The sequence below is a fragment of the Salinarimonas rosea DSM 21201 genome (assembly GCF_000429045.1).
GTDB classification, from domain to species: domain Bacteria; phylum Pseudomonadota; class Alphaproteobacteria; order Rhizobiales; family Beijerinckiaceae; genus Salinarimonas; species Salinarimonas rosea.
The window spans coordinates 77,574-98,797 of the sequence record NZ_AUBC01000010.1; the positions used below are offsets into that span (position 1 = coordinate 77,574).

Annotated in this window: 19 protein-coding genes and 1 pseudogene; 12 read left to right on the top strand and 8 right to left on the bottom strand. The window is 72.2% G+C overall.

The features are described 5' to 3' along the window. Window positions 1–13 precede the first annotated feature (13 nt). Window positions 14–631, bottom strand: a complete 618-nt coding sequence (locus G407_RS0108155) for a peroxiredoxin (protein ID WP_052341097.1) — start codon at window positions 629–631, stop codon at window positions 14–16. Between the two features lie 237 nt (window positions 632–868). Here G407_RS0108155 and G407_RS26470 point away from each other — a divergent pair, with 237 nt between their 5' ends. Then, entirely contained in the window at window positions 869–1,291 is a 423-nt protein-coding gene (locus G407_RS26470) for a GNAT family N-acetyltransferase (protein ID WP_156917512.1), read from the top strand. 13 nt (window positions 1,292–1,304) lie between these two features. Here G407_RS26470 and G407_RS0108165 read toward each other — a convergent pair whose 3' ends face one another. From G407_RS0108165 to G407_RS0108180, 4 genes are all read right to left on the bottom strand, one after another. Further along, window positions 1,305–1,748 carry a GNAT family N-acetyltransferase gene (locus tag G407_RS0108165; protein ID WP_043539305.1) on the bottom strand — a complete coding sequence of 148 codons (444 nt, stop codon included), beginning with the start codon at window positions 1,746–1,748 and terminating at the stop codon, window positions 1,305–1,307. Window positions 1,749–1,753: 5 nt separating this feature from the next. Further along, window positions 1,754–4,549, bottom strand: a complete 2,796-nt coding sequence (mutS, locus tag G407_RS26475; RefSeq protein WP_052341099.1) for a DNA mismatch repair protein MutS — start codon at window positions 4,547–4,549, stop codon at window positions 1,754–1,756. Window positions 4,550–4,624: 75 nt separating this feature from the next. Beyond that, entirely contained in the window at window positions 4,625–6,484 is a 1,860-nt protein-coding gene (locus G407_RS26480; RefSeq protein WP_052341100.1) for a bifunctional 2',3'-cyclic-nucleotide 2'-phosphodiesterase/3'-nucleotidase, read from the bottom strand. A gap of 7 nt (window positions 6,485–6,491) precedes the next feature. Continuing rightward, window positions 6,492–7,706 carry a deoxyguanosinetriphosphate triphosphohydrolase gene (locus G407_RS0108180; RefSeq protein ID WP_029030420.1) on the bottom strand — a complete coding sequence of 405 codons (1,215 nt, stop codon included), beginning with the start codon at window positions 7,704–7,706 and terminating at the stop codon, window positions 6,492–6,494. Between the two features lie 80 nt (window positions 7,707–7,786). On the opposite strand from G407_RS0108180, the gene erpA reads away from it, so the two are divergent. The 3 genes and pseudogenes from erpA to G407_RS32840 all read left to right on the top strand — a co-directional run. Next, window positions 7,787–8,113, top strand: coding sequence for an iron-sulfur cluster insertion protein ErpA (gene erpA, locus G407_RS0108185; protein WP_029030421.1), 327 nt, complete (start codon window positions 7,787–7,789; stop codon window positions 8,111–8,113). 11 nt (window positions 8,114–8,124) lie between these two features. After that, window positions 8,125–8,319 (top strand): hypothetical protein, encoded by a 195-nt coding sequence (locus G407_RS0108190; protein WP_029030422.1) that lies wholly within the window; start codon window positions 8,125–8,127, stop codon window positions 8,317–8,319. After that, a pseudogene (locus G407_RS32840) lies at window positions 8,309–8,611 on the top strand (type II toxin-antitoxin system death-on-curing family toxin); the annotation flags it as partial. The gene G407_RS0108190 and the pseudogene G407_RS32840, both read left to right, overlap by 11 nt. Before the next feature lie 140 nt (window positions 8,612–8,751). On the opposite strand, the gene G407_RS0108195 reads toward G407_RS32840, so the two are convergent. The 3 genes from G407_RS0108195 to G407_RS30985 all read right to left on the bottom strand — a co-directional run bounded on the left by G407_RS0108195 (window position 8,752) and on the right by G407_RS30985 (window position 13,110). Beyond that, entirely contained in the window at window positions 8,752–10,992 is a 2,241-nt protein-coding gene (locus G407_RS0108195) for a TRAP transporter permease (RefSeq protein WP_029030423.1), read from the bottom strand. Window positions 10,993–11,120: 128 nt separating this feature from the next. Further along, window positions 11,121–12,101, bottom strand: a complete 981-nt coding sequence (locus G407_RS0108200) for a TAXI family TRAP transporter solute-binding subunit (RefSeq protein WP_029030424.1) — start codon at window positions 12,099–12,101, stop codon at window positions 11,121–11,123. A gap of 379 nt (window positions 12,102–12,480) precedes the next feature. Then, window positions 12,481–13,110, bottom strand: a complete 630-nt coding sequence (locus G407_RS30985) for a CGNR zinc finger domain-containing protein (RefSeq protein WP_169728770.1) — start codon at window positions 13,108–13,110, stop codon at window positions 12,481–12,483. A 304-nt stretch (window positions 13,111–13,414) separates the two neighbouring features. Between G407_RS30985 and G407_RS26490 the strand changes: the two genes are divergently transcribed. The 8 genes from G407_RS26490 to cysD all read left to right on the top strand — a co-directional run bounded on the left by G407_RS26490 (window position 13,415) and on the right by cysD (window position 21,218). Further along, window positions 13,415–14,113 (top strand): HAD-IA family hydrolase, encoded by a 699-nt coding sequence (locus G407_RS26490; RefSeq protein ID WP_052341102.1) that lies wholly within the window; start codon window positions 13,415–13,417, stop codon window positions 14,111–14,113. Window positions 14,114–14,138: 25 nt separating this feature from the next. Continuing rightward, window positions 14,139–15,380 carry a transaldolase family protein gene (locus G407_RS30285; RefSeq protein WP_052341103.1) on the top strand — a complete coding sequence of 414 codons (1,242 nt, stop codon included), beginning with the start codon at window positions 14,139–14,141 and terminating at the stop codon, window positions 15,378–15,380. A gap of 74 nt (window positions 15,381–15,454) precedes the next feature. Beyond that, complete coding sequence (locus tag G407_RS31640) at window positions 15,455–16,207, top strand: sulfotransferase-like domain-containing protein (protein WP_029030425.1); 753 nt, start codon at window positions 15,455–15,457, stop codon at window positions 16,205–16,207. Further along, complete coding sequence (locus G407_RS31645) at window positions 16,204–16,935, top strand: SDR family NAD(P)-dependent oxidoreductase (RefSeq protein WP_029030426.1); 732 nt, start codon at window positions 16,204–16,206, stop codon at window positions 16,933–16,935. Before G407_RS31640 ends, G407_RS31645 begins: the two co-directional genes overlap by 4 nt. Window positions 16,936–16,993: 58 nt before the next feature. After that, on the top strand, window positions 16,994–18,142 hold the full coding sequence (locus tag G407_RS0108230; RefSeq protein ID WP_052341104.1) for a hypothetical protein: 1,149 nt from the start codon (window positions 16,994–16,996) through the stop codon (window positions 18,140–18,142). Window positions 18,143–18,178: 36 nt separating this feature from the next. Beyond that, window positions 18,179–18,967: a class I SAM-dependent methyltransferase gene (locus G407_RS26500; RefSeq protein ID WP_043539265.1), complete on the top strand. Its 789-nt coding sequence runs from the start codon at window positions 18,179–18,181 to the stop codon at window positions 18,965–18,967. 43 nt (window positions 18,968–19,010) lie between these two features. Continuing rightward, on the top strand, window positions 19,011–20,297 hold the full coding sequence (locus G407_RS26505) for an MFS transporter (protein WP_052341105.1): 1,287 nt from the start codon (window positions 19,011–19,013) through the stop codon (window positions 20,295–20,297). Window positions 20,298–20,363: 66 nt separating this feature from the next. Beyond that, window positions 20,364–21,218: a sulfate adenylyltransferase subunit CysD gene (gene cysD, locus G407_RS0108245; RefSeq protein ID WP_029030428.1), complete on the top strand. Its 855-nt coding sequence runs from the start codon at window positions 20,364–20,366 to the stop codon at window positions 21,216–21,218. Window positions 21,219–21,224: the final 6 nt, after the last annotated feature.

Here is a 21,224-nt window from a genome sequence, read left to right on the forward strand (position 1 = left end):
CGGCGAATCGACGCTACGTAATTGTCCTGCCTTCCTCTCCGCGAACCAGGCTCCCGAGCCGCGCGAGCGTCGCCTCGGCGGCGCGGTCGGGCGGGAAGACGGGGTAGTGCACGTCGCGGATCACGCCGCCGGCGCAGATCAGCGTGACGCGGCGCAGGACGCGGCGGCCGGCGACCGGGACGTCGTGGAGCGGCAGGTCGAGGGCGCGCTGGAAGGCGAACGCCTCGTCGGAGAGGAGCGGGAACGGCAGGTGCAGGCGCGCGACCTCGCCCGCGAGGTAGCCCGGCGACTGCGTCGCGAGGCCGAAGACGCGGGCGCCGAGCGCCGCGAGCTCGGCGGCGTGGTCGCGGAACGAGCAGCTCTGCGGCGAGCAGCCGCGGGCACCGGGAATCAGGTCCCAGCCGTCGGGCAGGATCGAATCGTCCTCCCCCGAGATCGGGTAGCAGTAGACGACGCTCCAGCCGGGAAGCCGGGCGAGCACGACGTCCTCCCCGTGCGAGCCGCAAAGCGCGATCGCCGGCAGGGGGCGGCCCGGAAGATGCGCGCAGGCGCCGTCGTCCACGGGCTCGGGCAGGCCGGGCGGAAGCACGGGGCGCGGGGGCTCGGGGTCGGAGGCACTGTGGACGGTCATGGCTCGCCGATGCTCCCGGGGAGGTCGAATCGGCTGCATGTTAGTTCGTCGGAAGACGGTTGAGCCATGTCTGAGTTGCGTGCCACCCGTGGTCGGCAGGCCGGTGGTCGGGCTCCCGGATCGCCCGGGTTCATGGCGCGGCGCCTGTGGCGCGCGGGCGACAGCCGTCGCGCGCGCGGGGTGCTACGGGAGATCGCTCGCGTCGCCCTCGTTCGCCGTCACCTCCGGAGCCGCCCCGTGCCGACGATCCGCCCCGCCCGTGCCGAGGACCTGCCCCGCATCGCCGAGATCCGCCTCGGCGTCTCGGAGAACCGCCTCGCGGACCCGACCGCGATCAGCGACCAGGAAGTGTTCTGGTACCTGAACGAGGGGATCTTCCTCGCCAGCGCGGACGGCGACGGCACGCTCCAGGGTTTCGCCTGCGCGAGCCCGCTCAACGGCTACGTCTGGGCCATGTTCGTGATCGACCCGGCTCAGGGGCGCGGCCACGGCACGGCGCTGCACGAGGCGCTGATGGCCGCCCTGAAGCAGGCCGGCCACGCCCAGGCCTGGCTCGCCACGGGCCAGGGCACGAAGGCGATCGGCTTCTACCAGCGCCGCGGCTGGCGGATGACGGGCGTCGGGCTCGATCGGCAGGCGGTGCTGGTGCGCGCGCTCTGACGCGGGTGGCGCGTCAGGTCGGCACCTTCTCCATCCACACCCGCCGCATCGGCGGCTCGCCCGTCTCGTGGGTCGTGCGATAGCCGTGGCGGGCGTACAGCGCGATGTTCCCCGTCATCAGCGCGTTGGTGTAGAGCCGCAGCCGCGCGAGGCCGTGCCGGCGGGCCTCGTCCTCGGCGAAGGCGAGGAGAACGCGGCCGAGACCGGTGCCGCGCAGGTCCGGGCGCACCGCGATCGTCTCGACGAGGAGCGCGTCGGGCTGAGGCACGAGCCGCGCGACGGCGGCGAGGGCGCCAGCGTCGTCGTCGAGCACCGAGACCTCGCCCGCGGCGACGCAGGCCGGCCAGTCGTGGCCCATCGGCCGTGGCTCGCGCCCCAGAGTCGGCACGTGCACGGCGAAGGCGGCGCGCACGAGCGCGCGTACGGCCTCGCCTTCGTGGGGGAGGGCGCGGCGCATCGCCGTCACGATCCGCTCCCTCCCTCCCGCGCCGCCGCCTTCAGCGCATAGAGCGCCTCCAGCGCCGCCTTGGGCGTCAACTCGTCCGGGTCGAGCGCGGCGAGCGCCTCGCGCAGCGGGTCGCGGGCGGGCTTCGCGGGCGGGGGTGGCGGGGGAGGGGCCGCCGTCCTCACCGGGGCGGCGAAGAGGGGCAGGTCGTCGAGGCGCGCGGCGCGGGGATGCTCGCGCTCGCTGCGCTCGAGCTCGCGCAGGATCTCGCCCGCCCGCGCCACGACCGGCGCCGGGAGGCCCGCGAGCTTGGCGACCTGGAGCCCGTAGGACCGGTCGGCGGCGCCCTTCACCACCTCGTGCAGGAAGATCACCTGCCCGGCGTGCTCGGCGACGCGCAGGGTCAGCGTCTCGATGCGCTCGAAGCGCTCGGTCAGCCGCGTCAGCTCGTGGAAGTGCGTGGCGAACAGTGCCCGGCAGCGATTCTCCTCGTGCAGGTGCTCCACCGCCGCCCAGGCGATGGAGAGCCCGTCGAAGGTGGCGGTGCCGCGCCCGATCTCGTCCAGGATGACGAGGGAGCGGCGCGTCGCCTGGTTCAGGATGGCGGCGGTCTCGACCATCTCGACCATGAAGGTCGAGCGCCCGCGGGCGAGGTCGTCGGCGGCGCCGACGCGGGAGAACAAGCGATCGCACACGCCGACATGCGCCCGCGCGGCGGGGACGAAGGCGCCCATCTGGGCGAGCACGACGACGAGCGCGTTCTGGCGCAGGAAGGTCGACTTGCCGCCCATGTTCGGGCCGGTGACCACGGCGATCGCGCCGGCCCCCTCTCCCGCATCGTCTCCCGTGAGGTCGCAGGAATTGGCGATGAAGGGCTTGCCCTCGCGGGCGAGCGCCGCCTCGACGACGGGGTGGCGGGCGTCCTCCACCGCGAAGGCGAGGCTCTCGTCGACGAGCGGGCGCGTCCAGTCGCGCTCGGCGGCGAGGTCGGCGAGCGCACAGGCGACGTCGATCGCGGAGAGCGCGTCCCCGGCGGCGAGGATCGCCGCGCGGGCGGTCGCGAGCATCGCGGCGAGGTCCGCGAAGAGCGCGTGCTCGATCGCCACCGCGCGCTCGGAGGCGGAGGCGATGCGCCGCTCGAGCTCGCCGAGCTCGAGCGTGGTGAAGCGCATCGCGTCCGACATCGTCTGGCGGTGGATGTAGCTCCCCTTGAGCGGCCCGCGCAGCAGCTCCTCGCCGAAGGCGGCAGGCACCTCGAGATAGTAGCCGAGCATCGAGTTGTGCTTGATGCGCAGCGTCCGGCAGCCGGTCTCCTCGGCGTAGCGGGACTGCAGCCCGGCGATGAAGCGGCGCGAATCCGTCCCGAGCGCCCGCGCCTCGTCGAGGGCGGTGTCGCCCCCCGCCGCGACGAAGCCGCCGTCGCGCTTCGACAGCGGCAGGTCCTCGGCGAGCGTGTCGGCGAGTCGCGCCTCGAGCGCCGGCGGGAGATCGGCGAGCGCCGCGCGGGCGGCCTCGATCTCGGCGGGGAGGTCACCCGCCCGCGTCAGCAGCGTCACGACGGCGCCGGCCGCGGCGAGGCCGTCGCGCACGGCGGCGAGGTCGCGCGGCCCGCCGCGGTCGAGGGCGAGGCGCCCCAGCGCGCGGGACATGTCGGGCGTGCTCGCCAGCCGCTCGCGCAGGCCCTCGCGCAGGACGACGTCCTCGACGAGGCGTGCCACCGCCTCCTGGCGTGCGCGGATCGCGGCGACGTCGGTGAGCGGGCCGGAGAGCCGCTCGGCGAGGAGCCGCCCGCCACCGGGCGTCAGCGTGCGGTCGATGGCGGCGAGCAGCGAGCCGGCGCGCTCGCCGGACAGCGTGCGCACGAGCTCGAGGTTCGCGCGCGTGGCCGGGTCGATCGCCAGCACGCCGCCGCCGTCCTCGCGCGCGGGCGGGCGCAGCGCGGGGCGCGCGCCGATCTGCGTGCGCGCGACGTAGTGCAGCACGGTCCCCGCCGCCGCGATCTCGGCGCGCGAGAAGGCGCCGAACGCGTCGAGCGTCGCGACGCCGAAGGCCTCCTCGATGCGCTTCTGCGCGGAGGCGGCGTCGAGCCCGTCGCGTGCGAGCGGGTAGAGCGGCGCGCCGATCTCGCGCCAGACGCCGGCGAGGTCGGGGTCGTCGTGCAGCGTGTCGGGCAGCACGATCTCGCGCGGATCGAGCCGCGCGAGGGTGGGGCCGAGCCCGCCGCGGGTCGTCTCCGTCACGGTGAAGGCGCCCGTCGAGATGTCCACCGCCGCGACGCCGTAGGCGTGCGCGTCGTCGCTGAGCTTGCGCCGGGCGACCGCCACGAGGAGCGAGGCGCGGGCAGGCTCGAGCAGGCGCTCCTCGGTGATGGTGCCGGGCGTCACGAGCCGCACCACGTCGCGGCGCACGACGGCCTTGGCGCCGCGCTTCTTCGCCTCGGCCGGGTCCTCCATCTGCTCGCAGACCGCGACCCGGTGGCCGAGCGCGATCAGGCGCTGGAGGTAGTCGTCCGCGCGCTCGATCGGTACGCCGCACATGGGGATGTCCTGGCCCAGGTGCTTGCCGCGCTTGGTCAGCACGATGCCGAGCGCCCGCGAGGCGATCTCGGCGTCCTCGAAGAACAGCTCGTAGAAGTCCCCCATGCGGTAGAACAGCAGGCTGTCGGGGTTCGCGCCCTTGATCTCGACGTACTGCGCCATCATCGGCGTGACGCGGTCCTCCCCCGGCTTCGACGCGGCGGCCGCCCCGCGGGAGGCGGACAATCGCGCGGCGGCGGGGGGCGCATCGGCCTCGAGCACGGGGTCTGTGGTCATGCCCTCCGGTTTACCAGCGCGCGACGGGGGAGGGGAGGGGCGCCGGGCGGGCGTCCACAGGCGGGCGCCCGCGCCTCAACGGCGGCCGCGATGGCGGTAGAGGCGAAAGCCCTCGGCGTCGAGGCCGCGATCCTCGAGCCGCAGGTCCGCGGGCTCGCGGCCCCGCGCGCCGGGCCCCGTGGCGTAGAGCGCCTCCACGCTCTCGGGCAGGTCCGCGAGGCGCCAGGAAAGCCGCTCCTCGAGCGCCAGCGGGCCGCCCTCCGCGACCAGGCTCCGGACATGGGCATGGAGCGCCTCGCGCACGAGTGTCGTCGAGGTGAAGACGGTCTCGAGCCGCCCGCCGCAGAAGCGGCCGCCGCCGCCGGCGCGGTACGTGTTCGTCGCGAGCAGGAAGACGTCGTCGTCGCGCACGGGGCGCCCGGCGAAGGCGAGGTCGCGGATGCGCGTGGCGCCCGGGTCGACGATGTCGCCCTCCCGGTCGAAGCGCGCGGGCACCGTGGGGTCGATCGTATAGGCGAGGCCCTGGATCATGTCGAAATGGTAGGAGGGGAAGCGTGGGTCGACGAGGAGCTGCGGCCCGCGCGACCCCGGGTCGATCGTCGCGAACAGGCCGGCCGCGCGCTCGAGCCAGAGCGCGATCTCGGCGCCCGTGACGCGTACGGCGCACACCGCGTTCGGGTAGGGATAGAGCGCGGCGAGGTCGCGCATCGCGAGCGGTCCCGCAGGGATGTCCGTGTAGCCGCCGGGGCCGTTGCGGCCGCCCGCGTGGAAGGGCGCCGCTGCCGCGAGCAGCGGCAGCTCGGCGAGCGCCGTCCCGGCGACGGCGCGGCGCACGAAGGCGGCCTGCGCCGTGCAGAGCAGCGCGAGATCGCCGTCGTCGCCGAGCGCGGTGAAGTAGGTGTCGATCGGCCGCGTCGTCTCGCCGACGGGCCTGCGGACGTGGGCGAGCGTGCGGGCGTGGACGTCGGCCGTGAGCCGCAGGATGGCGGCGGCGGCCGGGGGCGGCGGATCGGGGAGCGGCGGGACCGGGCGGGCCTCGCAGGCGGCGTCGGCCACCCGCACCCCGCCGCCCGCTTCGGCGACGAGGTCGAGGTCGACGATCCCCAGATGCGAGCCGTAGAACCCCGGCATCACCGCCGGCACACCGGCGAGGCGGCCGCGCTCCGCGTCGACGCCGGGGATGCGGGCGAAGTCGCGCCCGCCGGGGAAGACGCGGTGCAGGTGCCCGCAGACGATCGCGTCGATGCCCGGCACGGCTTGCGCGACGAACAGCGCCGCGTTCTCCTCGCCACCCTCCCGCGGGCCCGCGGCGATGCCCGAATGGCAGAGCACGACGACGAGGTCCGCGCCCGCGGCGCGCATCGCCGGCACCGTGCGCGCGAGCGCGTCGACCATGTCCTCGACGACGAGCGCGTCGCCGAGGAGCGCCTTGTCCCACATCAGGATCTGCGGCGGCAGCACGCCGGTGACCCCGACGCGCAGGGCCCGCGGGAGGTCCGGCACCGCGCGCTCCAGGACGACGAAGGGCGGGAACAGCGGCGATCCGTCCCGGCGCGTGACGTTCGCGCCGACGACCGGGAAGGGCGCACCGCCGTAGGCGGCCTCCATGAAGGGCAGGCCGTAGTTGAACTCGTGGTTGCCGGGCGTCGCCGCGTCGCAGCCGAGCGCCGCGAGGGCGGCGATCATCGGATGCGCCTCCCCGGGCGCGAGCCCGGACATGCCGACGAGATCGCCGAGCGCCGCGCCCTGCAGCAGGTCGCCATTGTCGACGAGGAGCACCGCCGCGCCCGTCGCCTCGGCCTCGGCGCGCGCGGCGGCGACGGCCGCGCCGGCGGCGACGAGGCCGTGGCGCGGGTCGGGGCGATCGCCGAGGTAGTCCCAGGGCTGGGCGTGGGCGTGCAGGTCCGAGGTGGCGATCAGCCGGAGGCGGGGCATCGGCGGCTCAGCCGAGCTTCAGGTCCGGCGTCGCGCCGAACAGCCTGCGATGGACGCCGAGCGCATAGCTGTCGGTCATGCCGGCGATGTAGTCGGCCGCGCGCCGGGCGATCCGGCCCGCGTCCGCGCCGGCGAGGCCCGCGCGCCATTCCTCGGGCATGGCCTGCGGCTCGGCGGTGAAGCGGGCGAAGAGGTCGCGCACGATCCGGTCGGCGTCGGCGCGCACGGCCTTCACCTTCGGGTGGCGGTACATGTTGGGGTAGAGGTAGCCCTTGATCGCCCGGTCCGCCTCCGCCATCGCCGGCGAGAAGCCCACCAGCGTGCGCCCGGCGCGGCGGATCTCCGCGGCGGACGCCGGCGCCGCCTCGGCGAGGCGCGCCTCGCTCTCGCGGATCACGTCCTCGACGAGGCGGGTGATCACGCGGCGCACGAGCTCGTGGATGCGCCGGGGCGTCTCGAGGCCGGGATAGCGGGCGTCGACCTCGGCGAGGAGGTCGGCGAGCAGCGGAACGGCGCGCAGGTCTTCCAGCCGGAACAGCCCGGCGCGCAGGCCGTCGTCGATGTCGTGCGCGTCGTAGGCGATGTCGTCGGCGATCGCCGCCGCCTGCGCCTCGCCGGACGCGTGGGTCGAAAGGTCGAGGCCGAACTCGGCGTCGAATTCCAGGATCGCGCCCGGCACGCCGTGGGCGGCGTAGCGCTCCCGCGGGCGTCCGTCCGCATCGACGAGGGGGCCGTTGTGCTTGACGAGCCCCTCGAGCGTCTCCCAGGTGAGGTCGAGCCCGTCGTGCTCGGCGTAGCGTCGCTCCAGCCGGGTGACGATACGCAGCGCCTGCGCGTTGTGGTCGAAGCCGCCGTGCGCCGCCATCAGGTCGTCGAGCGCGTCCTCGCCGGTGTGTCCGAAGGGCGTGTGGCCGAGGTCGTGCGAGAGCGCCAGCGCCTCCGCCAGGTCCTCGTCGAGCCCCAGCGAGCGGGCGATGGCGCGAGCGATCTGCGACACCTCGATCGTGTGCGTCAGCCGCGTGCGGAAATGGTCGCCCTCGTGGAACACGAAGACCTGGGTCTTGTGCTTGAGCCGCCGGAAGGCGGAGGAGTGAATGATGCGGTCGCGGTCGCGCTGGAACTCCGAGCGCGTCGGCGAGGCGCTCGCGCCGTGCTGCCGGCCGCGGCTCGCGGCGGGATCGCAGGCATAGGGAGCGCGCCATCTCTCGCCGCCCGAGCGCATGACCTCTCCCCGTTGCGGTCCGACCGAGCGAGCCTTACATTCCGGGGAACCGATTTGGCAAGGTCGAGGACGAGGAACCCATGTCCGGCATCGAGCTGACGCAGCGTGCGGCCGAGCGCATCGCCGAGATCATGAAGGGCGAGCCCGCGGGCTCGATGCTGCGCATCTCCGTGCAGGGCGGCGGCTGCTCCGGCTTCCAGTACGCCTTCGACGTGGACGCCGCCCGCCAGGAGGACGACATTCTCGTCGAGCGCGACGGGGCGGGCGTGCTGATCGACGAGATGTCGCTGCAGTACATGGACGGCGCGGTGATCGACTTCGTCGACGACCTGATCGGGCAATCCTTCAAGATCGAGAACCCCCAGGCCCAGGCGAGCTGCGGCTGCGGTGTCAGCTTCACGATATGAGGAAACCCGCGATGAGCCGGCGTAGCGACCTGAAGCCGATCGGGGAGCGCACCGGGCGTCCGGGGGCCGCCGAGAAAGAGGCGGCGGCACGCGCGGAACACGCGCGCGAGCGGTCGCCGGCGACGGAGGAGGCCGCCGACTACGACGCCTTGATCAGACGCGCGATGGAGCGCTACCCGAAGATCCGGGCACGCCTTGCCGAATGATCGCGAGCCGGCGTGGCTTCCGGCCGAGGTGGTGATCGCGATAGCACGGGCGGAAGTGGCCGCGACCGGAGAGAGCTTCGCGCTGCTGCGGCCGGGTCTCCTGGAGAGCGCGATCGCGCGACCGCGGAATCTCTTCCACCTCGGAGGCGTTCGCGACCTCCTGCACCTCGGGGTCTCGCTCCTCCTTTCGATCGCGCGCAATCATCCCTTCGAGCAGGGAAACAAGCGGGCGGCGTTCGTCGCGTGCATCGTCTTCCTGGAGAAGAACGGCTGTCGGGTCGACCTGCCCGACCACGAGCAGATCGCGGACGACATCGTAGCGGCCCTCGTCGGCAGCGCCGAGGAGGCCGATCTCGTGCGACGCCGCCGACCGGCTGAACTACTTCGTCATCCCGCCCGCTCGCCGTCCCCGGCCCGACGGGGCCGGAGCCTTCAGTCCGCCCCGCGCACGGGGATCGTCGCGGGGCCGTCGGCGCGGGGGCGCAGGATCTTCTGGACGGCGAAGATCGCGGCCGCGAGGCCGACCCCGATCGCGTCCGTGACGAGCCCGCCCTCGATCATGAAGAGCGCCGCGACCGCGAGCATCACCCGCATGTACCAGGGCGGCCGCCCGCCCAGGAACCAGCCCTGCACCGCGGCGGAGAGCAGGAACACGCCGACCACCGCCGTCGCCAGCGCGCGCACGATCTCGATCGTGCCGCCGTCCATCAGCAGTGCGCCGTTGTAGAAGAACATGAACGGCACGATGAAGGCGGCGATGCCGATCTTGAAGGAGGCGACCGACGTCTCCATCGCGTTCGCCCCCGAGATGCCCGCCGCCGCGTAGGAGGCGAGCGCCACGGGGGGCGTGATCGCCGAGACGACGGCGAAGTAGAACACGAAGAAGTGCGCCGTCAGCAGCGGGATGCCGAGCTGGACGAGGCCCGGCGCGACGACCGACGCTGCGACCGCATAGGCCGCCGTCGTCGGCATGCCCATGCCGAGCAGGATCGCGATGAACATCGCGAACACCATGGCGAGGAGCTGCGAGGCCTCGGCCAGGCCGAGCAGCAGCGAGGAGAAGCGTGCGCCCACGCCCGTGAGCGAAATCACGCCGACGATGATGCCGGCGCAGGCGCACACGACGATGATCTGGATCGACATGATGCCGGCGAGCTCGAGCGCCTTGACGATCGAGCGGATGCCCATCCGGTAGGGCGTGAGCCAGCTGACCATCGCCGCCGCCGCGGTGGCGAGCGTGCCGGCGCGGATGACCGAGTAGCCCATGAAGAGCGCCGCGATCAGGATGACGATCGGGATGAACAGGAACACCCGCTTGAGCATGGCGGGGAGCTTGGGCAGCTCGTCGTCGCGCATGCCGCGCATGCCGAGCTTCGCCGCCTCGAAGTCGACCATGAAGTAGATCGAGGCGAAGTAGAGGATCGCGGGGATGATCGCCGCGAAGGCGATCTCGGTGTAGGGAATGCCCGTCACCTCCGCCATGATGAAGGCGCCGGCACCCATGATCGGGGGCATGATCTGCCCGCCGGTCGATGCCGCGGCCTCGATCGCGCCGGCGGTCTTCTTGTGGTAGCCGACCTTCTTCATGAGCGGGATCGTGAGCGAGCCCGTGGCGACGACGTTGCCTGCCGACGTGCCGTTGATCATGCCCATCAGGCCCGACGCGAAGACCGCGACCTTGGCCGGGCCGCCGCGGGCGCGGCCCGCGAGCGCGAAGGCGAAGTTGACGAAGTACTCGCCCACCCGCGAGGCCTGCAGGAAGGCGGCGAAGACGATGAACAGGATGATGTAGGTCGACGACACCGCGGTCGTCGGCCCGAGGATGCCGACGTCGGTGTAGATCTGGCTGAAGAAGCGCTGCCACGTCACCCGCGGCGCCTCGAGGAAGCCCGGCAGCCAGGGCGCGACGAAGACATAGGCGAGGAAGACGAGGGAGATCACGACGAGCGCCATGCCCGCGACGCGACGCGTCAGCTCGAGGATCAAGAGCGTACCCGCCACCGCCGCGAGCGACATCCCGATCGGCGCGAAGGGGGTGCCGGTCGAGTTGCGCATCAGCGTGCCGTAGATCGTGATCAGGTAGGCCGCGACCGCGAAGCCGCACACGGCGAGCACGAGGTCGGGCGCGGTGATCCGGGCCCGATCGCGGGTGTGGAACCACGAGAGCACGATGCCGCCCACCGTGGCGAACAGGAGCGGCGCGCCGTAGAGCCAGGTCTCCCGGAACTTGATCGTGGCGTCGAGCCCGTTCCACATCACGCCGCCGGAGATCAATGTCGCGAACCAGAGGGCGACGCCCAACGCGAAGGTCGCGGGGATCAGGAGGACCCAGCCGACCGCGTCGATCGCGCGGGTCTCCCGCCGCCCCTCGCCGGCGAAGGCGGCGCCCGCGAACAGCACGAAGCCCAGGCCGAGCGCGCCGGCGACGTGGACGATGCGGAAGTTCCAGGTCTCCATCGGCAGCCGCGGCAGGAACGGGATCGAGATCCCGGTCCAGCGCGCGATCGAGAGACCGTTTAGGGCCGCGAGGTGGAAGCCCGAGTAGATCGCCGCGAGCGCGGCCACCACGAGGTAGAGCCGCGGCCCGAACAGGCGGCGATTGCTCTCGATGGGCTCCTCGTCGACGCCCTCGGCCAGGACGAGGGTGTCGTCCGCCTTCTTCTCGTCCACCATGGCGCGTCCCCGATCCGGCGCCGGGCCCGAGGCCTCGCGCGCGCGTCCCCCTGCTCGTCGGGACCGCCCGCGCGCGGGGCGCGGGCGGCAGTCTCGGCTTTCCTCGCCGGGATCCGGCGTACGGACGGTCAGCCGCCGTGGATCATGTCGTCGGGAATCGAGGCGCCGTTCTCGTTGAACCAGCGCGCCGCACCCGGGTGCCAGGGCAGGACGTTGTTCTTGTCCCAGTTCTCCACCGTGGTGGTCGCGGCGGAGCGGTGGATGTTCATCATCCGCTCGTTGTCCGACATCACGACTTCCGTGGCGGCGTAGACGAAGTCCTCCGGCAGGTCGCAATTGGCGATCGCGAAGTTCCACATCGACACCGCGCGGGCGGGCTCCTCGAGCGTCGTGTAGGTGTCGGCCGGGATGTCGAAGCCGGCGACGGGGAAGGCCTCGACGATCTTCGCCTGCTCCTCCTCGGTGAATTCGATGATGTTCACGTCGGTCTGGACCTCGAGCTGGCTCACCGCCGGGACCGGCACGCCGGCCGCGAAGGCGATGACGTCGAGCAGCCCGTCCTGGAGCTGGCCGCCGAGATCGTCCCAGCCGCCGTTGCGGCGCTCGAAGTTCACGCCGAGCTCCTCCAGCATCGCCGGGAAGTAGGTGTCCGAGGTCGAGCCGGCGGGGCCGAAGCCGATGCGCGCGCCGTCCGGGATGTCCGAGATCGACTCGATGCCGGAAGACGACAGCGCGGTGATCGAGAACGGCGTCTCGTACATCGGGAACATCGCGCAGGCGTTGTCCATCGCGAGGCCCGGGGCGATCGGGTTCTGGCCCTCGATCGACTCGCGCGCCGGGCCGAGCGTGGTGAGGCCGAAGGCCGCCTCGCCGGTGTGGACGAGCGCCATGTTCTGCATCGGGCCGCCGGTGACCTCGGCCGCGCCGGACACGCCCAGCTCCTCCGAGATCAGGTTGGCGACGCCCGAGCCGTAGACGAAGAAGGTGCCGCCCTGCGAGGCGGTGCCCATCGTGAAGCTCGAAGGCCAGTTCGAGCGGTCCTGCGCCGCGGCGGCGCCGGCCGTCAGCGCGAGCGCGGCCGCGGTGCAGACGAGGTGAGACGGCTTCATAGCGTTCCTCTCCTTGTTGTGTACGTCTTGGTCGTGTGCGTCCTGGTCCCGGACGTTGTGGTTCCGGAGCTCCCGGGTCGAGGCCCGGCCGTGCGCGGAGGAACGGGCACGCGCGTGCGCGCCGCGGGACGTGGCGTCTCGCGGGCCTGACGGCGAACCGGAAATGGGCACCTCGTCAAGCGCGGCGTCCCCCCTTGCCGGGCGTTTCCCGCGTCCGCCGGGACGCGCGGCTCACCCGGTCGCATGAGCGCGTGCCGCGGCGGGAGCCGCCATCGGCCGAGCTGTCGGCACGATAGGAGGGAATACGAGGTGGCGGCAAGCCTCATCCTCGCAATCGCGGATCATGGCGGCGAGCGCGGCGGCGCGTCGTCTCGCCGCGTCAGGCGGCCCGCTCGCGCTGGAGCCGCCGGCGGCCCTTCTCCCGATTGCCGCACACGTCCATGCGGCACCAGCGGCGGGAGTTGTTCTTCGACGTGTCGAGGAACAGCCACTCGCAGGTGGAGGAGCCGCAGGTCTTGATGCGCACGAGCCGATCCGCGGTGAGCAGCGCCTCCGCGGAGGCGACGACGGGCGCGAGCGCGTCCGCGAGCACGAGCTCGGACGGCTCCGGCTCGGCGCGCGCGAGACCCTGCGGACCCCAGACGAGCCGCGCGGGCGCAGGCCGCGCCGGCCGCCCGTGCGCCGTGAGCCGGGCGAGGTCCGCCTCCCGCGGCGCGGTGCCGGCGATCGCCGCATGGAAGATCCGCTCCAGCGCGGCGCGCAGCCGACGCGCGTCCTCCATGAACGCGTCGGAGGCCGCCTGGTCCGAGGCCGCGATGCGCATCAGCGCGCGGAACCGGATCTCGTCCACGGCGCCCCGCTGGCGGAGCCAGCCGAGGGTCGCGAACACGTCGGTCAGCGAGTCCTCCCAGCGGCTGCGGCCGTGGCTGCGCCCCGTCGTGCTGTTGACGAAATCCAGCACGAGGGCCCCGGATTCGAAACGCTGATCAACTTCTGATCGCTCGGTCATGCGATGACGCCTCGTTAGGTCGATGATTTCACAAGGATTTTGGCATCTTAACCTCCTAAATGCAACACCCCGGGCAATTAACCCCCAAAAACGGGTTGACAGGTTAAAGGGGGTCGATGAAAGTACGTACACAACCAGCCCATGCAGGGCGTGACCACGGTGGCGTGTGACCGCTCCGTCCCCTGCATCGGCGAGGCCTCTGTGCGGCGGTCGCCACCGTCCGCGCCGACGCCCCCGTGCATCGAATCGCCGTCGAGAGAGGGCGCGGCCGAGGGGCCGTCCGCCCGCAGGGAGATCGTGTGCCATGGCGGATGGATTGGTCGTCTTCGATTGCGACGGCGTGCTCGTGGACAGCGAGATCGTCAGCGCGCGCGTCCTCGCCGCGATGGCGCCGGACCTCGGCCTCGCCTTCGAGGTGGCCGAGGCGCTCGTCTTCCTGCGCGGCCGCAAGGTCGCCTCGTGGGTGGCCGAGCTCGAGGAGCGTGCCGGACGAGGCTTCGCCGAGCGTTTCGTCCCCGCCTTCCGCCGCCGCGCCGCGGAGGCCTTCGAGCGCGAGCTCGAGGCCGTGCCCCGGGTCGAGGAGGTCCTCGACCGCCTCGCCGCTCCGTTCTGCACCGCGTCGAGCGCGCCGCTCGAGAAGATCCGCCAGACGCTGGGCCTCACCGGGCTCCTGCCGCGCTTCGAGGGGCGCATCTACAGCGCCTACGAGGTGGGGCGCTGGAAGCCCGATCCGGGCCTGTTCCTGCACGCCGCGGAGGACATGGGCTTCTCCCCGCGCGATTGCATCGTGATCGAGGACAGCCTCGTCGGCGTCCAGGCCGGCGTCGCCGCCGGCATGACCGTGCTCGCCTACGCCCCGGGCGACACGGCGCCCATGCTCGCCGACGCGGGCGCCTCCCCCTTCTCCTGCATGACGGAGCTGCCGGATCTGCTCGCCGGCTGGCGGCCCGGCACCGTCCTGCCGGTCCCGCCCGCCGCACGTCCCCTCGCGGTCGCCGTCTGAAACGCCCGAAACCGGAGTGCTCCCCATGCCCGCGTCGTCCGTTCTCGAGAAGCTGCAAGCCGCCGCCCCCGATGCCGAGATCTGGTGGGATTCCTCGCCGCTCGTCTACCCCGCCTTCAAGGAGCGGGTCCTCGCCGAGGCGCCCGACGGCGCGACCCGCGCGCGCTGGGGCGCGCAGCTCGGACGCTTCCTCGACACGGCGCAGCCGGCGGCCTCGCTGGTGCGCGGCGTGACCACGAACCCCTCCCTCGTCGCCAAGAGCATCATCGAGGCGCCGCAGACCTGGGCTCCGGAGGTGCGCGAGGCCCACCTGCGCCAGGCGCGACCCGACGCGCACGAGACCTACTGGATTATCTACCAGGAGGCGCTGCGCCGCGCCGCGCAGGTGATGCTGCCGCTCTGGCGGGCCTCGAACGGGCGCTACGGCTGGGTCTCCGGCCAGCTCGACCCGCGCTGCATCTTCGACGCCGACGCCATGCTGGAGCAGGGCCTCCAGCTCGCCCGCATCGCTCCCAACCTGATGGTGAAGGTGCCCGGCACCCGGCAGGGCTACGAGACCATCCGCCGGCTCGTCGCCCGCGGCATCTCGGTCAACAACACGCTCTCCTACTGCGTGCCGCAGTTCAGCGCCTGCATCCGTGCCGTCCAGGCCGGCCTCGCCGAGGCGCGCCGCCAGGGCGTCGACCTGGCGCGCTGGCGCACGGTGATCACCCACATGATCGGCCGCTTCGGCTCGCAGGGCGACCTCCTCGACGAGGCGGCGGCGCGCGGCGTCTCCCTCGACGCCCGCGAGATCCGCCTCGCGGAGATCGCGATCCTCAAGCGCATCCAGCGCACCATCGTCGAGAAGGGCCACCCTGTGATGATGCTGCTCTCCTCGCTCGAGACCGACGCGCCGGAGACCGGAGCGCTCTCGATGCATCTCGAGGAGACCGCCGGCGCCGACATCGCCTACACCTGCAAGCCGAGCTTCATCGCGGACCTGATGCGGCGCGAGGCCGAGCTCGGCGATCTCGACCCGAGCGCGATCGACCGCGAGATCCCGGCCGCGACGCTGCGCAAGCTCGAGCGCCTGCCCTCCTTCGCCAAGGCCTACGACCCCGACGGCATGCCGCCGGAGGAGTTCGCCAACTACGGCGCCTTCATCACGACCTATGCCGAGGTGGCGCGCAACGCGCGCCGGCTCGTCGACTTCGTCGCCCGGCACGCCGCCGAGGTCGAGGCCGCGCCCGGCCTGGAGCCGGCCTTCGCCACCGCCGCCGAATGAGCGGCCCGGTGCCGCGCCCCGATCCTCGCGCCGATCCTCGCCCCTCGCCGTCCCGCGCTCGACGGAGCCGTCCGATGCATCTCTCCATCGCCCTGTGGGGCCACCCCCGCTCGATGTCCACCGCGCTGGAGCGTTCCTTCATGGAGCGCGGCGACTTCAAGGTCTTCCACGAGGCCTTCAGCTACGTCTACTTCGTCCACGAGGAGCGCACGACGCTCCCCCACCAGAACCCGGACCCGGACCATCCGCGCACCTACGCCGCGGTGCGCGACATGATGGAGCGCGCGCGTCTCGACGGGCCCGTGTTCCACAAGGACTTCCCCTACCACGCGCTCGAGCACCTGCTCGGGGATCCGGACTACCTGCTCGGCCAGGTGAATACCTTCCTCATCCGCGATCCGGAGGAGGCGGTGCTCTCCCACGCCAACGTGCATCCCGACGTGACGCGCGACACGCTCGGCTACGAGCAGCAGGCGCGGCTCTTCGATTTCGTGCGCGAGCTCACCGGCGAGACGCCGCTCGTCGTCAACGCGGCCGATCTCGCCGAGGACCCGGAGGGCACGATCGCCACCTTCTGCGCCCGCACCGGCATCGCGCTGGTTCCCGAGGCGCTGCGCTGGGACGCCGGAACGCGGCCGGAGTGGTCGACCTGGGAGGGCTGGCACGCGGACGTGATCGGCTCGCGCGGCATCGGCAAGCCGACGCGCAAGTATCGCTACAGCTACGAGGACCTGCCTCATCTGCGCGACTACGTCGCCTATTGCAGGCCCTTCTACGAGCACCTCGACCAGTACCGCGTCAGCCCGCTGAAGGAGGCCGCAGAATGAGCGTCTCGACAATCATCGTCACCGGGGCGGCCGCCGGCGTCGGCCGCGCCCTCGTCGGCCTCCTGCTCGACCGCGGCATGACCGTGATCGCGAGCGACATCGACGAGGCCGGGCTCGCCAGCCTGCGCGACCTCCATGCCGGGCGCCGGCTCGCCGTCTCGACCTGCGACGTCGGCGTGCGCGCCGACTGCGACGCCTTCATGGAGCGCACGCTCGCGGAGTTCCCGGAGGTCGACGGCCTCGTCAACAACGCGGGCCTCTATCTCGGCCGTCCGGTGTGGGACTACGACGACGAGACCATCGAGCGCGTCATCGCCGTCAACGTGAAGGGCCCCGTGTGGCTCTCGCGCGCCTTCGCGGGGCATCTGCTCCCGCAGAAGCGCCGCGGCGCCATCGTCAACCTCGCCTCGGTCGCGGGCGAGGTCGGCTCCTCGGACGCGCTCTACGGCACCGTGAAGGCCGGCGTCATCGGCCTCACCAAGTCCAACGCGATGAACTTCGCGCCGTACATCCGCGTGAACGTCGTCTCGCCGGGGCTGATCGTGAACACGGCGATCGCCGATCGCATCCCCGAGTATCGCTACAAGGAATACAAGCGCCAGGAGATGCTCGACTACGACATCCTCCCCGAGGACGTGGCGCGCATCTGTGCCTATGCGCTCTCCGACGACGCGAGGTCGATGACCGGCGCGGTCCTGCGGGCCGACAACGGCTGCTACCCGCGCTGACGACGACGATCCCCACGAGCCCGCCCGCATCCGCCCGCACCACCCGAGGAGGCGAACCATGCGCCGCATCCGCACCGAGGACGCCAAGCCCACGATCATGATCGTCGGCATGGGAGACCTCTCCTGCAACGTCCTCTCTCTGCTCGCCCGCGACCCGGACACGAACCGTCTCGTCGTCGCCGCGCGCGACGTCGAGACCGCGCGCCGACGCGCCAACCTCGTGCGCTTCACGATGCACAACCTCGGCCACGTGCCCGAGATCGAGGCCGTGCGCGTGGACCTCGACGACGTCGACGCCACGGCGGAGACGCTCGCCGAGGTGCGCCCGGACATCGTCTTCATGGGCGCCTCGCTGCAGTCCTGGCGCGTCATCACGGCGCTGCCGAAGGCGGTGTTCGAGGCCCTCGACGAGGCGCAGTTCGGGCCCTGGCTGCCGATGCACCTCGTCCTGAACCACAAGCTGATGCTGGCCGTCCGCCGCTCGGGCATCGACACGCGCGTCGTCAACGCGGCGTTCCCGGACGCGGTCGGCCCCGTGCTCGCCAAGGTCGGGCTCGCGCCGACCATCGGCATCGGCAACGTCGCCAACATCGTGCCGGCGCTGAGCTACGCCACCGCGCACCTGATGGGCAAGGACGTCGCGGACGTCGAGCTGCGCCTGGTCGCGCAGCACTATTTCAGCCACTACGTGCCGCGTTTCGGCGAGGCCGGCCGCGGCGCCTACCACCTCACCGCGCGCGTGGGCGGGCAGAGGCTCGACGGCGAGCTCGACCACGCGGCCGTCTTCGCCCAGCTCGACGGGCGCCTCAAGCGTCTGGGCGGCGTCGCCGGCCAGCTGCTGACCGCGTCCTCCGCGGTGCGCGTCATCGAGGCGATGGCGACCGACAGCGGCGGCCTCGCCCACGCCCCGGGCCCCGCCGGCCTGCCCGGCGGCTACCCGGTTCGCCTCTACCGCGACGGCGCCGTGCTCGATCTCGACGAGAGCCTGACCCGCGAGGACGCGATCCGCATCAACGAGGATTGCCAGCGCGCCGACGGCATCGAGGCGATCGAGGACGACGGCACTGTCGTGTTCACCGAGCCCGAGATGGCGATCATGAAGTCCATGCTCGGCTACGAGTGCCGCCGCATGGCGCTCGCCGACGCGCCCGGCTGGGCCGAGGAACTCGGCTCCAGGTACCGCGCCTTCGCCGCGCAATACGCCTGAGCCCGCCCCGCTTCGCCAGCCGACAGGAGAGCCGCCATGGCCGATACCTCCATCCTCGCGTCGCCCGGGGCCGCCGCGCGCCCTGCGCGGGAGCACTTCGCCGAGCAGTACGTCCCCCGCTTCGTCGACAAGTGGGACGCCCTCATCGACTGGGACCGGCGCAAGGCCGCCGAGGCGGGCTTCTTCGTCGAGCGGCTGCGCGCCGCCGGTGCCCGCCGCGTGCTCGACGTCGCCGCCGGCACGGGCTTCCACGCGGTCGCGCTGATCGAGGCCGGGTTCGAGGTCGTCGCCGTCGACGGCAGCGCGGCGATGCTGGATCAGGCCCGCGCCAACGCCGCGCGGCGCGGGCATGCGCTGGATGCCGTCCACGCCGACTGGCGCAGCCTCGGCGAGAGGCTCGACGGCACCTTCGATGCCGTCGTCTGCCTCGGCAGCTCCTTCCCGCACCTGTTCGCGGAAGCCGACCGCCGGCACGTGCTCGGCGAGTTCTCGCGGCGGATCGCGCCGGGCGGGCTCCTGATGCTCGACCACCGCAACTTCGACGCCATCCGCGCGCAGCGCTACAAGTCGAGCGGCAACTACTACTATTGCGGTACCGGCGCCAAGGTGAGCGTCGACCACGCCGACGAGAGCCTCTGCCGCTTCCGCTACGAATTCGCCGATCGCGAGACCTACACGCTCGAGGTCTATCCCGTCCTGAAGGACGAGATCCGGACGCTCCTGGCCGACGCCGGCTTCGTCGAGGTCGAGACCTTCGGCGACTTCAAGGCCGTCTTCGACATCTTCTCCACGGACTTCGTCATCCACGTCGCCCGTCGTCCCTGACGGCGCGCGCCCCCTCATCACTGGACACGCGAAAGGGTTCGCCATGACCAGTCAAGCGACCGACACGGGCGCAGGCTCGAACGCGCTCGCGGGCGTGCTCATCACCGTGCTGCTGACGAGCTTCGTCGCCGCGACCTACGGTTTCGGCTTCTACCTGTTCTCGCAGCTCGTTCCCGACATGCGGGCCGATCTCGGCTTCGACATGACGGTGGTCGGCATGATCACGGCGGCGGGGCAGCTCGGCTTCCTCGCCTTCGCGATCCTCGGCGCCTGGCTCGCGCCGCGCATCGGCGGCGGGCAGGTGGTCATCGGCTCGGTGGCGCTGTGCGCGGCCTGCCTCGTGCTCCTGCCGATGACGGACTCGATCCTCGTCGTCGCGGTCCTCTTGACCATCCTCGGCGGCACCGCCGCCTCCGTCTACGTGCCGATGGTCGAGATCGTCTCGCGTGCCATCGGCTACCGGCACCGCGGCAAGGTGCTCGGGCTCGTCTCCAGCGGCACGAGCTACGGCGTCTTCGTCAACAGCCTGCTCGTGCCGATCTTCGTCGTCAGCGGCGACTGGCGCGGGGTCTGGTTCACGGTCGGCGCGGGCACCTTCGTGGTGACGCTCGTCGCGACGGTGACCTTCTGGAAGCTCGGCCTCTTCCGCCACACGCGCGAGCCGGTGCCGGCCTCCGGCGGCGGTGGGTTCTTCGCGGGCATGGGCGCGGTGATGGTGCCGTGGGTGCTGATCATCTGGGCCATCACCTTCCTCAACGGCTTCTCGACCTTGCCCTTCCAGAACTACCTCTCGCCCTACCTGCGCGAGGAGCTGGGCTTCTCTGTCGCCTTCGCCGCCTGGGTCTGGGGCGTGATCGGCTTCATCGGCATGTTCGCCGGCTTCGTCGTCGGCTGGATGTCGGACAAGACCGGCGTGCGCCTCGCTCTGCTGTTCACCTACGTCTGCGTCTTCGCGGCCTCGGCCATCCTGGTCGTGGCGCCAACCGAGACGCTGGCGATCGGCGCGGGCGTGCTGTTCGCGGTGGCCTTCTACCCGATCTTCGGCCTCGTCCCCGCCTACGTCGCCAAGACCGCCAGGGGCGCGCAGGCGACGGTGATCTTCGGTGTCGCCAACGTGACGCTCGGCGTCGGCGGCATGGTGGGCAACTACGTCTTCGGCGTCGTCGCCAACGTGACCGGCACCTTCGTGTGGATCTACGTCGCGATCGCCGCGACCGCCGTCGTCCTGGCGATCCTCTCCGTGGTCCTGCCGACGGAGGGCGCCGCCGAGGAGACCTCCGCCGCGCCGGAGACGACGGCGGACGGCTGCAAGCTCGACGCCGCCGAGTGAGCGCGTCACCCGCGCCGGCGGCGATCCGCCGGCGCGCCACCGTCAACAGCGACAGGAGACGAGACCATGGCCGCGACGCTCGCGCCGGAACGCACCAATCTCGCCGACGCCTTCGACGACGACACCGCCGCCCACCTCGCCGAGCTCGAGGCGCGCACGATCTACATCCTGCGCGAGGCCTACGCCCGGGTCGCCCCGCTCGGCATGCTCTGGTCGATCGGCAAGGACTCGAACGCGCTCCTGTGGATGGCCCGCAAGGCCTTCTTCGGGCGCGTGCCCTTCCCGCTGATCCAGCTCGACACCGGGATGGAGCTGCCGGAGGTCTACGCCTTCCGCGACGAGATCGTGCCGGCCTGGGGCCTCGACCTTCGCGTCGAGCACTGCCCGCCGGAGGAGGACATGGACCCGACGCTGCCGCCGGCGACCCGCGCCGCGGCGCGCAAGACCGAGGGTCTGCGCAGCGTGCTCGCCCGCGACAAGTATCGCGGCGTGATGGTCGGCATCCGCCGCGACGAGCAGGCGACCCGCGCCAAGGAGCGCGTGTTCTCGCCGCGCGCCCTGGACGGCGCCTGGGACTTCCGCAACCAGCCGCCCGAGTTCTGGGACCAGTACAAGACCGACTTCCCCGAGGGCGTGCACGTGCGCATCCACCCGCTCCTGCACTGGAGCGAGATCGACATCTGGCGCTACACCAAGGCCGAGGGCATCCCCGTCGTGCCGCTCTACTTCGCCCGCGACGGCAAGCGCTACCGTTCGCTCGGCGAGAAGAACATCACCTTCCCCGTCGCCTCCGACGCCGCGACGATCGACGAGATCATCGCGGAGCTGATGGTCACCCGGGTCTCCGAGCGCGCCGGGCGCACCATGGACAAGGAGACCGAGGACAGCTTCGAGCGCCTGCGCTCCAGCGGCTACATGTGAGGGGAA